A 15713-nucleotide genomic window follows, 5' to 3' on the forward strand; every position below is an offset into this window, starting at 1 on the left:
TTTTTCTATGAGCATGTTATTATAAAACAAGTAACAATTATTAATGCCTGTGAGAAAAAAGTAAAAAGGAACAAATATTGAAGTCTTCATCACAAATACAATTTTTAATTTTAGAATGTATTGTAAATGCCGGTGGCGAAACACATGCAAAACAATTAAAAGGCCTACCAAATAGAAAAAAAATTCTATTGCGAATGATAAAAAATGGCAAAATAGAAGAAAAAAGTGGCGTTTATAAAATTACTGATAAAGGCCTACAAGCGTATAAAAAATTTCTAACCCACGAAAATGAAACGCAAAAAGGTTCTGTAAAAAAACATAAAAACGAGCAGCTTGTCCATGATAAGTTTTTCTCAATGCTACAAGAAGAAGTTATTTTATCTGCGAGTGAAGTGAAAAAAACGTTTTTCAAAAGTCGCGATTATAAATATATTTATAAGTCTTTTAAAAGTGTAAATGTCGCTTCGCGATCCTTGAATAGCGATGAATGTTTGTGGTTTTACGATGGCGATGAAAAAAAAGCTTCGAGAATGATTCGTGGATGTGTTCGTGATCTTGCAATAAAAAAATGGCACAATTTTATAGAAGAAATTTGTGCTAAGTATAAGTTTAAATTCCCTGTTAAGAATATAACAAAGATTAAAGACGCAAAAACTTGGTTGAGCGAGTATGCTGTTACTTTACAAAAACTACAAAAAGAAATAATTGTACCACTTTCTCTTTTGGAGAGATATGCACAAGAAACGAATGTAAATACAGTGGTAACACCTGAGGGAACTACACTGTATATACGCCATTTTTTTAACGACATGGCAAAGATAGAAGATTATTATACTCTCAATACTACGCACATTGCCGCTTACTTTGACGTTACTTTACCAACTGTAAGGCAGTGGCTAAAAAGAGATAGTATTTTACCTCATCAGACATTTTCTTTTAGTAGTTATCTTTACTTGTGGAAAGATCTTAAACCCTTATTTCCTTCTCCTGAAATTCGTCCCCAACAAGTTATTGAACATTTTGTGCAACAAAAAGACGTATTTTTGGAAAAACAACAACAAAAACGTACAGAAAAAGTAAAACAAGAAAAACAAAGAATTTTACAGTTGCGTGATCGAGTCATTACAATGTTTCCTATACAAATACGCAGCGAGTTGCCTAAGATTTTCTTTCATGTAGGCCCAACCAATTCAGGAAAAACTCACAAAGCTTTAGAACGTTTGCAAAGCTCTGAAAAAGGAATTTACTTAGCGCCTCTTCGATTGTTAGCCTGGGAAGTATTTGAAAAAATAAATAAAAAGTCTTCCTGTACTTTATTAACGGGAGAAGAGGTTATTTACAAGGAAAATGCCAAGCATATTTCAGCAACAGTGGAGATGTTTCCCCAAGACACTGATTGGGATGTTATTGTCCTTGATGAAGCCCAAATGGCTACAGACCCAGAGAGGGGATGGGCTTGGACAAGAGTTCTTTCTCAAGCACGTGGTAAAGAACTTCATATTTGTTGTATCCCTGAAATACAAATGTTTCTAGAGAAATTTCTACGCGAAATTGGCTATCAAAATATCGAAAGAAATGCTTATCAGAGATTGGCACCTCTTAGAGTTGCTGGTAATACTTGGAGTTTATCATCACCTCCTAAACAAACAATCTTTGTGGTATTTCGACGCTTAGATGTTCTTGATTTAATGAATCGTTTTAAAAGAATGGGAGTCAATACTTCCATTATATATGGTTCTTTACCTCCAGAAGTTCGAAAAAATGAGGCAGAAAAGTTTCTCTACGGTGAAACGTCGGTTTGCGTTGCAACGGACGCTATTGGTATGGGGATGAACTTGCCTGCGCAAAACGTTTGCTTTGTAAAAATAGAAAAATTCGATGGCCATGAAGTACGTAAATTAAATCACTTTGAAATAAAACAAATTGCTGGTAGGGCTGGACGATTTGGTCATCATGAATACGGAGAAGTTGGAGCTACATCAACGGAAATAATACATCATGTCAAAAATGCTTTGCAAAAAGTCACTCCGTGGGACAAAAAACTACGCATTAGTCCTAATATTTTAGATTTAACAATATTAAGCGGTTCTTTACATCGTAGATTATTGCTGTGGCAAGATATGGAAGCTATTCCTGAAACATATCAGCAATTTGTAGAACCATGTGATATGCAGCAAAAACTTACCTTGGCAGAAAGCCTTTCGCGTGATCATGAAGAAGATTTAGGTTTAGATATCTGTTTTACTATGATTAATGCGCCAGTAACAAAAGGTACAGAAGAATATTGGTTTTCTGCAGTAGATAACATATGTTACTATAAGTCGTTGCCTATACCTCGTGAACCAATTGAAACATCACTGCTCTTTGATCGACTTTATGAATGGGAAATTTATGTACGCAAACTAGATATATATTTATGGTTGTGTAATCGACCAAACATCAAAGAGTACCTTCGTGCAAATGAGGAAGACATTTCTTATGTTACGCAATCTAAAAAAGAGGCTGTAGAGAAAATCAATGAATTATTGTACAAAATCAGTGAGAAATTATCGGGTAAGTAAAAAAGCTCTTGATATTAGTACGTAGTTGACATCAAAAGTCTTCATTATGACAAGTATCTCTATAGATCGCGCGATTTATAGAGATCTTTTTTGAGAAATTAAAACAGTACCGAGCTATAAAAGAGTCAATTTTTTAGGCGCTATTTTTCTAGGGCGTGTCTATTTATATCTCCATAATTCGGTGCTTTTAATCACTAACTTTGTTACTTTTTAAGCGCATAGTAAAACTATTCACTTTCAAAGTGCCTCGCTACTTAGTTAGTTAGAATCTGTCATCAATTAAGTGAGTCGCAAAAAGTTTTTGAGCACGTTTCAAGTCAGCGTAGAATTTGAGTGTCAGAGCAAGAACAGCCCAAGAACAGCCTGAGAGGCGCATAACTGTGGCTATGTAACCGAAGGCTCAACGCCGCTATGACACTCAAAGGCAAGCTGCGTGCTCTTAAAAACTTTTTGCGACTTGCTTAAAACACTATACTAAAAATTCGTGATCGTAGCTAATAGAGTTGAACAACTACGATTTTTTTCAAGAATCACTTGAATTACCCAAGTGTCTAAAAAGCAAAACCAATCGAAATAAAAATTTGTGAAGCATCTTCTTTATTACCAGATAACGGATTAACTTCGCGATCAGGATTGTAAGCATAATCTAGGCGAAGTGCCCCTAGATGTGGAATGTTGTACCATATTCCACATCCAATTCCGTACTTTACTTGCGAAATCCTATAATCGTTAAACGTTCTAACTTTTTCAATCACTTCTCCGCAATCAGCAAAAAGAGATACTCCTAATCCACTATATATAGGAATACGTAACTCGGCAGATGCAATAAAAATGCCTTCTCCACCAATAGGATTATCCTCCTCATCTAACGGTGGCATTTCGTTTTGTGCGAAACTACGCACGCTAGTCGGTCCACCACCAAAGAAACGCTTTTGTATAGGGATTGCATCAGTATCATTAAAAGGAATAATTACTCCTCCGCGTATTCCTATAGCAAGCACCCAGTCAAGTAAAACGTTAAAATACCAAGCGCTGTGAGCATAAGCTTTGAAATAATCAACATCAGAACCTATCGCTTTTAAACTTTCTTCAAACTCGATATAACTGTAAGTTCCGTATAGAGGAAACACAATATTGTCGCGTAAATCAAGCGTTAGCTTTTGGTGAAGAGTTGAAAAAACAACAAGACCTTCTTCTTCTTCAATATCAGTATCTTCTATATCTATAATCTCGCTAAAATCAATGCGATATCCTGCTTCTGCCGTCAGAACATATTTAACTAGACCAGACTCGCTAATATTTTGTATAAGATAATGCGAAAAAAAGAAATCAGCCCCACGATTAAATATAGTAAAACTAGGCGTTTCTTCTAGAAGGGCAAAGCCTTTCATCGTAAAGGCTAAATCCCGACGTCCAAAAACCCAAGGATCGGTAAAGGAAATCTCTAACTCTGACTTGTCTAGCTCACCACCGAAAATAGTGGACTCTATGTCTGTGACAAACTGCCAACCTGTACCCAGAAAGCTAATATTTTCGTAGCGCACTCCAGCTACTATACCATAGGTTGTGTTGTATCCGGCTAAAAACGAATATGTTTGTCGTTTGCGTTCTTTTACCTTTACACGAAGATCAATTTTATCATCACTTACAGGGATTTCCTCAATTTCCGTATAGAAAAATAAATTACAGCGCTGAATGTTCTGTTCAGTACTAATAATATTGCTCAAACAATATAAGTCACCTTCAGCAACATCAAGTTGTTGCATAATAATTTGAGGGTCACTTATCTCACTTCCCTCAATAGTAATTTTATTTATGTAATTACGTTCTTTTTCTTCTATAAAAAAATCTACAATAATATTCTCTTTGCGTTTATCTTCTTGCGGAATGATGACAATTCGCGATTTTATTTTGATTTGTGCGTAACTATTTTCGCGATAAAAATCCTGTAACCTCGTTGTCATATCATTGTTAATACCTGGCTTAAAGATTTCTCCGCGTTTGAAAGGAACTACTGCCGAAAGTTGTTTTTCTGAAAATCCTGCGTTGCCTTTAAATCGAAGATTATCAAGATATGCACGCGGACCTTCATCAATAGTAATATCTATATCCACTTGTTCAGAATCTGGTTTTTCTGGAGAAAAAAGAAAATCTATATTCACCTTTGTGTGTAAGAAACCTTTTGAATTATAAAACAATTCTATTTGCGACGCATCTGCTTTAAATCGACTTTTCTTAAAAACATATTTTCCCAAAGTAGGAGGAGGAGTAATGAATTTCCTTAAGCGCTCTTCACTAAAAAACAAGTCTTCTCCACCACTCTTAATCGCAATTCCCTTAACAAGAATAGCCTTATATTCATTGATAATAAATGATACTTTTATGTGCTCTAATGTTTCTGGGTTTTTTTCTATTTGATAATCTACAATGGCAAAGTGATAACCATTATTACGATAGTTTTCTAAAATTTTATACGCAGCATCATCTATATAAGATACATCTTGGCCATTTTCTAAATATTCTTGCCAATCTTCTGCAATTAAGCCTTGTAAAGTACTATCGCCGTAATCATTGTTTCCAGAAAAATGATATGTTGGTTCTGCTGTTATGCACAGCAAAAGAAAAAATAATATACACAAAAAACGCATGAAAATGGCTCCTATTTGAATTGAATACGATACAAAAAGTTAAGCGCTGATGTATTCGTGGTATCGGTTTGTTCTGTTTTTCCTTGTATACCAATTCCTCTCCAAGACTCTGGAGCAACAGTAACTGTCGCTGTATCTCCTGTGACTTGAGCTGAGACAAAACCTCCAATACCTATAGTACTTAAAATTTGCTGCAATAAAACAGATGTTCCTAAATCTTCCAGTTGTTGTCCACCACCAGATTGCTGCAACTCACTACGCGTAGCACCTGTAAGTAAAAGGGTAAGAACATCTTCTTTGGGAAGTGCTGGTGAAGAGGAAAACTCAATAGACATATCACCTGGAGACCCAGTAATATTTACCGATACTAAGTAACTACGGATTTGCGTTTCAGCGATAATATTGATTTGCGGTACAAGAGGACGATTTGCACTAAAACTCACAAAGCACTGGCGAATATCCATATTCCCTTGCGGCAAGAACAGTTTTCCTGATGTTGTACGAATACCACCAGAAAATTTTGGTGAAGCTGCGCGACCCTTAACATATAAATCTCCGCGCATTTTAATACGCGCTAAACTACTATAAACGCTAACTTGCGAAACCTTAATGTGCAAATTCAAAGCTAGGTCTAAAAACGGAGAATCTATACCTAAAGAACCTCCTGCGCTAGCACGTTCAGGAGCAGGTTGTACCACAGCATCAATTGTCATATCCGCCGTAACTTTAAATTCCGTAATATCTACAACTCCTCCTAATTCACCTATAAATTTAGGAGAACCTGAAGCTGTTTTAACAACATCGCCGCGCAAATGAATATCTAAATCTGCGCGCCCGTACAACATATCGTTGCGTATGAGTAAAATTCTTTTTCCGACAACACTAAAATCAACCTCAGTAGGAAAATACTGTTCATTAAAAAGTACTGTTGTTGTACTTTCAATAGACCCTCCACCAACCAAACAACGAAACTGCAAACTGCATTTTTGATTGGCAATTGTTCCATCAACCACAATATCGTTAATACGTGTATTTGCTTGCGGGATACGTATTAATTCTTGTTTGAAGTTAAAAAGTGCTTTTACAACAGGGCGTTTGGGATCTCCAGATATTTTAATTAAACACCCTAAACCGTGGGGAGCCTTTTTCTTATTTCCCCACAAAGATATCTCACCTAAATTAATTTGCCAAAAGGTAAGATCGGGTTTATTGCTAAAGGGAACTTTAATATCTATTCCCAAATCAAGAGGTGAATCCAGTGATGGAATTTTTCCACGACACTCCACTTCAATTTTACTTTTACCATTAAAAATAGGTGGCTTTTGACCGATAAACGAAGCCATATCGTTAATCGCTTCGCCAATATTACTTACAAGCTTTACTTGAAAAGGGCTATTGGCCAAATAGCCAGTACTACCTGATAGTTCTAATACCGGTTTTTGAGCGTAGCTTAAGTTAGCTTCTGTAAGACTAAACAACTCTTCCTCAATCAAACATTTCGAATTAAAAATAACAGAAGAAAGTAAATGTTCATTATAACGACCTTCAAGTAAAGAAAAGTCAAGCGCACAACGCAAATTTTGCAAACCACCATTCGCATTTACTTGGAGTGACGAACGTCCACTAATATTTTCATGAGGAACAAATTTACTGCATATTCTTTGCAAATCTATTTCACTAGAGAGTTTACCATTTTGCAATTGCTTTTGTTCGAGGTCCCATTTTCCAGAAATATTACATAAATCTTGTTCGTCAAAAGAAACTTTAAATTCCTGCAAATCAACAACGCGATTTTGTAAATGTATATTGTTGGCAAGAGATATATTATTGTATGGATATTTCATGACCTTGCCACTACTGAGTAGTACTTTGGTAATTGCCTGAATATTACTTTGTAAGATATCTTTTTTCAAAGTGAAACTCAGTGTATTGTTTACCGCCAAGTTTCCTGAAATCAAACGTTGGCTATCTACTAAATCTACGTATTGTTCCAAACGATCAACATTTAAATCGGTAGTTACTTTTCCTATATAAGGCTGCCGTAGGGTAACAGAACCATTTGTTTTTAATAGTTCTTTACTATCAAGATGCAAGTAACTACTTATATCAACAGCACGGTCATTTGTATTCATTGAATTTACAAACTCAATTTTATCAAAAGTAAATTGCTCACCTACATAACCTTTATCAAGTACTACTTTACACTTCACATCCAGCGCTGGTATAGTTTCTAAATTTTCTGGAATAGGAGTTTTAATAGAGAGATCAGCACTAATATTCGCATTCATATTCGAAAATTTTGGAGCAAATTGTGTAAGGTATTTTTGAACATTGTGTAAACGAATTTTACTGTCTACACTAATATTTTTATCATCTCCCTTAGCAATAAAACTTAGCAATTTCCTCTTATCGATATTTGCCTGTGCTTGGCTGTTATATTTTCCTTTTTCGAATTCACTATTTATGTGAATATGAACATTTTGGTGTACTAGTTTATCTATTTGAATTTTCGACGTTTCTGCGCGAAATGAAAAATTCATATTGAGATTTTTTTGTGCATGTTGCCATATCTCTTTTTTAGGTCGAGCAATTAAACTCTCAAGAGTTTCTTGATTTTGCGTTTGCGGCTTTGTCGATAAAATACTTAATGATTTCCACTGTAGATACAATGAAAAATCGCTATTAATATCTGCTGTTTGTAACTTGGGGACTATTTTTTGAATAACAGAACTCTTTGCAAAGAATTTACCTTTAGCATTTAGTAGCAATTTTTCAGAAAGATGTGCATGAAAGGGAGTAAGTGACAAGCGTATTTTGTCATCCACATTTATTCCAAAAGAACGTACAAACAAACTTTGCAAATTACCCTTGCTTAAACTTTGGAGAACAATCTTTTTAAAATCTAATTGTTCGACTTTTCCATCTTGCAGTTCTAAATGCGATTTTACATATAGAGATTCTTGCTCATTTATAGCTAAGAATTTTCCCCAGATTTTATTGCGCAAAACAATTCTTTTTACTCGACCAGGAAAAGATAGCGGTATTATTTTTGCTGCTTGTGCAAGTGGTTCAGGTATGTTAACGTTGCAGTGGATAACAGATTTTTTATCTCGTTGTAATTGCATATTGCCATATATACTGACCCAATTCTGTTTATCGACGTTCACTTTAAATTTTGATATTTTAACTTGTTGCTTAGTTAGTTGTATAGCTAAAGGAATCGCAATATTATCGTAATTCAATTTACCATCAACAGATACTTTTTGCAGTTGGAGATTTTGGCGTAATGTAATATCAAGGTTATCTCCTTGAGGAATTTTCCCAAAAACTTCGAACTTGCCGTCGATATTAGCATTAAACCTTTTTTGTAACTGTGGTACAAATTGTTGCAGCTTTTTTGCAATATTTGTTAAACGATAGCGTCCTGACAAATGAAAATTATCTAATTGTTTCCAACCTGACTTTCCCGACAAATCAAATATCTTTTTATTGTTCCACGTAGACACAAATTTTTTAATATGAATACTGCTTTTCTCTACGCTAAACTTTATCAAAAATTTGATATTCCCTAATTTGTGGAAATCTACAATCAGATTATTCAACTGGCACTCAATTACACCATCAAACTTATCTAGAGAGTCAACACTACCAGGAAAAACGCCCTCACCCTTTATCGTAACAGAAATATCACCATCATAAGCGTTCTGTTTTGCTTCCGGTAAGACTAAGTTGGCATACTGGCCAACAGACACGACTGAAAACTCAGCGTCAATAAAACTTTTTTTGCTTTGCTGCAAATCTAGGTAACTTTTAATAGTGCTTTTTATATCTCCAAGCCTAAATTTAGCAGTACTTACATCAATAACATTTTTCTGAGTATCGTAGGACGCCTTCCAAGAGCCTTCAATATTTTGTTGTGGAAAAAACTTTGTTTTGATATCTCCTTCATGTATACGACCGTTTACACTGACGAGTTCATTTTTCATTTTCAAAACATTAGCCAGTGCTATTTTCCCCTCACTTTTAAGTTCCTGTAATTCAATAAATGATCCAGCAATATTTTCTAGAATAGCGAAATCTTCAATATAAAAAAGTGTTTTAAGCCCTTCTTTCTCAGGAATTTGTTCTTTCCACTTTCGACGCTTTTTATTGAATATATCTATTTGAGTTATCCCACTAAGGTCATTTACATTCCAATCGGGAAGATCGAACTGTGCTTTAAATCCCAACTTACCGCCCGCAGTATTTTTTATATTCTTGCCTTGTAGTAGTGAAACAAGATCTATTGTTTTATTAAAATCAACTTCACCATTACCAATTTTAATATTTTTTCCACTAGCAATTGCAATAGTACCATCAATAACTCCTCCTGGAGTTGGTAAAGAAAAAGATACTGGTAATTGTTGCAAGTGGTTTAGATCAACACTAAATATATTTGAAATATCTAAATTTTGATTATATCGATCAATATACGCACGCAAACTTTTTATCGTAAAAACTTTATTCTCAATATCAGAGTTTATTTCGATCTCAGAAATTTGTTCTGCAACATCTTTATTTTGGGCATAGATTTTTTTTATTTTAATATGACTATTATTATTTCTGTTTGTGAAATCTAAGCCACTTACTTGCAACTTTTGTCCATCGACATTGTACTCTAAATAAACATTATTAATATTAACATCAGGTACTTGTTTCAAAATAAAATCAAGATCGATATCTACAGGTTTCTTAGTTTCTTTCGGTTTTGACGCTGTAGGTGGAGGATTTCCGATAACAACAGCGCGAAGATTTTTTAAAACGATATTCTGTACTATTTTTTCACCGCTAATAAGAGCAAAAAGATTGTAAGAAACCGCCACTTTATCAAATTGCAACTCCGAAACAATATCATTACCATTAACAAGCTCCATATTGTGCAATTCTATACCAGAAAAATAAGATCCTGAAAATTTTTCTATCTTTACTTCAATACCTGTGTTGTCCTTAATAGCTGTTGCAATTTGTTGGCAAACCATCGTAGAAAAAAGACGTTCACGAAAGATATATGCAACAATCAACAATAGAAAAAAACAACCACAACATAGAGCAAAGATTTTTAACTTGCTTTTGCGTTTTTTTTTGGAAGTCATAATTTACTACTTTAGTAAATGAAATGCGGTAAAGAGTTTCACCACATATTTTTAGTAGAAAGATTGGTTCAATAAAAAAAGCGAAACCACATACAGAGGTTCCGCTTTAATTATAACAGATCTTTTGTTATTTGCAAAATCGTCCAAATTGAGATATACAAAATTTGCGAACTATGCATTTGGGCTTAGTAAAGAATTCCCTAACGTAAATTCTCAAATATTAATCTTTCTTTTCAATAATTTGCAAACCACGCTGTGTAGAATTAGCGTGTATTTCAGGAAAGTACATCATTTCTGCTCTCGCAGGCATTGCTGTATAATTTCCTGGAGTTTCGGCACGCAAACGATACACTATTTTCTGTTGTCCAGAATAACTACCGAAAAACACCACCAAACGATCATCACGATACTCTTTGTTGGACCAGTAGTAGTAATATCCTTGGCGCTTCTCTTTATCTTTTTCAAACTCACAACCCGCAGGAATATAGTCTTGTAACATCATATATTCGTAATTGCGACTTGCCGAAACGTCTAGCTCTACCTCAAAAACTTCTCCTTGCTTGATTGTTCCTTCCAGAGGAGATCTTTCATGGGTAATCGAGCCATCAGCATTTGTTTTCGGAGTTAGTCTGAAATATTTACGTTTAATGCCAATACCTTCAGACACCGCAGGAATATCTTGTTCTGTAGAATAGTACTCAATATAAGCCGAGTAATACACTTTTCCGCGGCCATTCTTTTTAATAGTGATAGTATTGTCACCTAGTTGTGGCTTCACAGAGAATTCTTTTAAAGCAGCGTTATCTGTAGAATGAAACTCGATAGGCTTTTTGACACCATTAATAATAACTTCGCCTGTGTAATTAGGGTTAAGCTCATCAGAGTGCATAAGATAATCGCAAAAAGCAAACACAACAGCTGCGGTATCTTTTGTCGATTGATAACGCTTACCTTGCTTTTTGATCTCCAACCACTTTAAGATTTGCGGAATAAGCGAGTGATTTGGGTCCATCGCAACAATCGCCTTTAAACAGTATGCCGTTGTTTCTATTGGATTGTCTGTCCAACCATAGCGCACAGTTTTTCCTGTAAAGTGACAATGTCCACCTTGCACTTTGGCATTTTTCTCCAACATTTTTAGTAGATCATTTGCGATATCCATTTTCGCAGATTTTTTCGCCATAATAAGAAGCAAAGCGCGACAGTAGTCGTTCATCTCATCTACTTTTGAATACAACTCATCGATCCACTTTTGTTGTGGTTTCTTCGCTTCAGAATATGCAAATACCATGTAACATTTGTGCTCAAAGTTCTTTTCACTATTTATCAAATTTCCGAGAGCTTTTTGGCCGCGAGACATGACATCACTCTTGATAGAAAAATCAGCTTTTTGTGCCTGAGCAAAACCATACATAACATAGGCTGTCATTAGCGGATTTGTGGCATCACTTTCCCACCAACCCCAACCACCATCACTATGTTGGAACTTGTAAAGACGCTCAGTTCCTTTGGCAACATACTTCGGTAAGTTTTCTTCGAGTTCTGCGTGGCGCATATTTAAATTTTGCAGTGTCTGCGCAACAATCACTGATGGCAAGAAGCGACTCATCGTTTGTTCAACGCATCCGTAAGGATATCCCGCTAAATACTCCAATGATTCGAGCATCGAACCAGCAAGAGTAGGCTTTACACTCACAACAAGGCGCGCACGATCTTCGCTACTTGAACTTGGCAAATTGAACTTCATAGTCACTTGATCACTCGTTGCACCTGAATGAGACTGGCGTAGAGCAATACCATATGGAACTATCGGTATGTTAAGGCGCATTGCGTCTGACTCTTCATTGGTCAGCGCTTCGAGTTCTAAAGTCGCTTCTTCTATGGTGTTCACCGCCACGCGCCAATCGACACGTACATCCTTACCTGGAGCGACAACCACTTGTTGCTCTTCACTACCCAGAAGCTTTACACCTTTTGCTTTTAGACGGCAAACGACATTCTTCGCTTCGCTTAGGTAGTTGTGAATAACACCAGAAACAACTATTTCGTCACGTTCGGTAAACGTTCGTGGACATTGTAAGCGCGCCATGAGATTTTTGCGAGTAATTACTTTGTCTACAGTTTGCCCTACTTTTCCAGAGATAGTCACTCCGCGAATAGTAGCACGCCAAGTTGTTAAGTTGTCTGGCATGGTGAATGATACTTTTGCCATACCAAGTTCATCAGTAACAACATTTGGCTCCCAAACTGCGCTATCTGCGAACTCTGTGCGCACACGTGGTTTTTGTAATTGTTTTTTGCCAGCCTGCCCTCCGCCAGCTAGACTCTGATCAGCAAATTCGCCAGCAGCGTCATCAGACTCTGCTAATTCATTTTTAGCTGAAGGTGCCCGTTGACGACTAGCCATTTTCCCTTTTCGTTCTTCTTTAGATTTTTTATTAGCGCGTCCGCCATATCCAAGAGAATAAAAATAGTAAGAGGAGTTAGTTCTAACAGCACCGCGGTGTGTCATAAAAAACGCCTTGCGAATATCAGGAGTACCATCTGCGCGTAAGCTATAGATTGCCTCATCGACAAGACCAAAAGAAAACTGCGTCACAACTGGTTTATTTTCAGCATCAGTTATCTTAATCGTGTACGTTGCTTTTTCGCCTGGCTGATATGTATCCTTGTGAGCAACCGCGATATTCAAAAACGATTTTGTTGGTGGCACAACAATGCGTTTTTGCTTTTGCACTAAAGAATTGTTTTCCATCATTGTCGCCTTGATATCCACATACGGTTGGAATTTTTCATTGGCAACGCGATTATACGTATAAACACTTCCTTTTAGTTTTACCAGATCATAACTTTGAATGCGATGTGTTTCTGTGGTCATCAGCATCCATGAATCTTTGTAACCAGTGGTCACAACACCGCGCACTTCTTCACCAGGAGCGTAAGTGCTTTTCTCTAGTTCAATATTGAGTCCTGTATAGGAGTAAGGAGAACGCCAACTATTGTCTGCCACCCATACACTTCGCGTAGCATGAACCAAGTTACCATCTTTGTCACGCGCTTCTACATAAAAATTAAGATAACCATTTTTATCCGTTTTCCAATCAAAAGAAGCGGCTCCATTACCATTGGTACGCAAAGTCTTTGTCACGAGTTCTTTTTTGTCATCTTGTTTTGTTACTTTTAAAGTAACATCAACGTCAGCAATTGGCTTTGATCCGTAATCTTGGGCTAAAATTTCAAGATGAACGTTTTCCCCAGGGCGATATGACCAGCGATCGGTATTTACCGCAAGTGTAAAAGACGAACGCGTAGCGAGAAACGTACCAGAACCACTAATCTTGCGGCGACTCTTATCAATAACCGCAACTTCAACAGTGTACTTCAAGTCTCGATTTTTATTTTTACGTGTATCAATGTCTAAAATGATTTTACCACTATCATCGAGTTTGCCCTTACCTTGCTTAATAAGACGACCTCGTCCTTGGTAAGGAGACCATCTACCTTCGTGACTATCGTTAAACCAACTCCATCTATTGTATCTATAAAACGGATTACTCCAGTAATCACTTTCGTAGATTTTGTACTCAACTTCAGCTTCTTTGACTGGTTCGCCAAAGTAATAAACGGCATTAGCTGTAACTTGCATCTTACTACCTTGTAATACATTTGCCTTACTAGCTTTTACAAAAACTTCGTACTCTGGCTTTTTGTATTCCTGGACATCAAAATTTGCAGAATGGTAATAACCACTACCATTAAATTGCAAATAGTAATAACCGAGTTTCGCTGTCTCAGGTATAGTATATTCACCACTTATCGATCCAAACTCATCCATCGTCAAATCTTTTTCGTGTACTTTTTGCCAACGTTGGTCATAGACAGTTAAACGAATATTCCCTTTCGTTACTCCTATACTATCATCGTGCTTGCGTTCGCGAAAAAACCCCTTATAGTGTACTTTTTGTCCAGGGCGATAAATTGGTCTGTCGGTATAGGCGTAATTTATTCTTTGATAGTATCCTGCATACCAATAATAATAAGAGCCAGAAACAGCTTGCCCCTTTGGAGTATCGACAATTACATGAATATTATCTGAATCGTTCTTGCGCATCAACATTTTCGCCGCAAACAAACCATTTGCATTTGCAGCACCACGGTAGGCAACCTTACCGGCCTTAAGCACAATCACTTTACCGTTTTTCAGTATATTATTATCAATATCTTTTGCCCAACAAAGCAACATGCGATCATCTGATTTTGTCATTAAAGATACGCGTGATGTCGAAAATAATGTATTCATGGTGATATATTTAGAATTGACAGATAGTATATAATAAGACGGATCATTCAACTTTGGCATCTGAATTTGCTGATAAAACCAACGATTCTGTGATTTGTTCTTCACATCCTCCGTCCACTTTTTTACTTCTTCAGCATGTTCTGGAATTGATGGTGCTTGTGGATTGAGACCTTCATCTATCATTTTTACCAAATCAATTTTATAAATCGTCAACTCCACTTTATCAATGTTTGTTCCTGAAAGCTGAAAACGGATCTTCGAGGAATCAGGATTGTGATAATTTCCCGAGGCATACAAATGCATGTACATATTCTGTAGACTTTGTAATCGATAAACAGCATTCCACTTACGATAAGACTCTGGCCAATGCGTCAAAATCCACTCGTAAGCCTTTACCGAATCTTTCTTATCTACATTTTCAAGATACTGAGCGTACTTGTAAGCGCCATCAATAGAAATATTTGCATTTTTGTAATTCTTGTGCAACTCTTCGCGCAAATTCGACGCTTTTGATCTATCTTTACGTCCGAGCGCTTCTACAAGGTCATTGTACATCTCGCGCGCTTTTTTTTCCTTATCTTTTTCTTCTTTCGAGATAGCCGAATTATTAACTGATTTAAATTTTCGAAAATCAATTATCGGCAACGAAGCAAAACTATCTTCAATGTTCCACTTACTAGGAATATTGATCTCGCGATTTTCGTTATCAACAACTTCATTCTCATCGTTATTTTCATTCTCATCGCTGTTGTTTATATCTTCGTTTTCGTTTATATCTTCGTTTTCGTTTGCATCTTCTCCACCCAAATTGATATTTGCCACAAGTGGATTGTTTATATTTCGTACGTTTTTTTGTTGAACATTTTTCACCTTGCTATTTGCTTGTTTGTTGTCTATATTTGAATCACAACTTGCAAATAACAATAAAAAAACGCTCATACTCCACGCAAGTATTTTCATTTTTGTAGTCCTTGTTTTAAATCCTAGGGCGTGTACAAAATGCCAACAACTAAATATTTTTGGCAGGTCACTTAGAAGCATGCCCTAGCGCTCTTTGTTTGTTGAATAATTT

Annotated in this window: 4 protein-coding genes; 1 reads left to right on the forward strand and 3 read right to left on the reverse strand. The window is 36.2% G+C overall.

Annotated features, from left to right (window positions below):
- Positions 1-77 precede the first annotated feature (77 nt).
- Complete coding sequence (locus UABHE_RS29350; protein ID WP_372366921.1) at positions 78-2561, forward strand: helicase-related protein; 2484 nt, start codon at positions 78-80, stop codon at positions 2559-2561.
- A 551-nt stretch (positions 2562-3112) separates the two neighbouring features.
- Here UABHE_RS29350 and UABHE_RS29355 read toward each other — a convergent pair.
- The 3 genes from UABHE_RS29355 to UABHE_RS29365 form a co-directional block, all read right to left on the reverse strand.
- The gene (locus tag UABHE_RS29355) at positions 3113-5209 is read right to left on the reverse strand and encodes an outer membrane protein assembly factor (protein ID WP_372366922.1); all 2097 of its coding nucleotides are present in this window, start codon (positions 5207-5209) and stop codon (positions 3113-3115) included.
- A gap of 11 nt (positions 5210-5220) precedes the next feature.
- On the reverse strand, positions 5221-10341 hold the full coding sequence (locus tag UABHE_RS29360; RefSeq protein ID WP_372366923.1) for a translocation/assembly module TamB domain-containing protein: 5121 nt from the start codon (positions 10339-10341) through the stop codon (positions 5221-5223).
- Between the two features lie 220 nt (positions 10342-10561).
- On the reverse strand, positions 10562-15601 hold the full coding sequence (locus tag UABHE_RS29365) for an alpha-2-macroglobulin (RefSeq protein WP_372366925.1): 5040 nt from the start codon (positions 15599-15601) through the stop codon (positions 10562-10564).
- Positions 15602-15713 lie beyond the last annotated feature (112 nt).

The organism is Candidatus Uabimicrobium helgolandensis (genome assembly GCF_041508025.1).
Lineage (GTDB): Bacteria > Planctomycetota > Uabimicrobiia > Uabimicrobiales > Uabimicrobiaceae > Uabimicrobium > Uabimicrobium helgolandensis.

Excerpts from the sequence above, each read along its gene's own strand:
- UABHE_RS29355 (WP_372366922.1), bottom strand. The coding sequence starts at position 5,209 with ATGCGTTTTTTGTGTATATTATTTTTTCTTTTGCTGTGCATAACAGCA.
- UABHE_RS29360 (WP_372366923.1), bottom strand. The coding sequence starts at position 10,341 with ATGACTTCCAAAAAAAAACGCAAAAGCAAGTTAAAAATCTTTGCTCTA.
- UABHE_RS29365 (WP_372366925.1), bottom strand. The coding sequence starts at position 15,601 with ATGAAAATACTTGCGTGGAGTATGAGCGTTTTTTTATTGTTATTTGCA.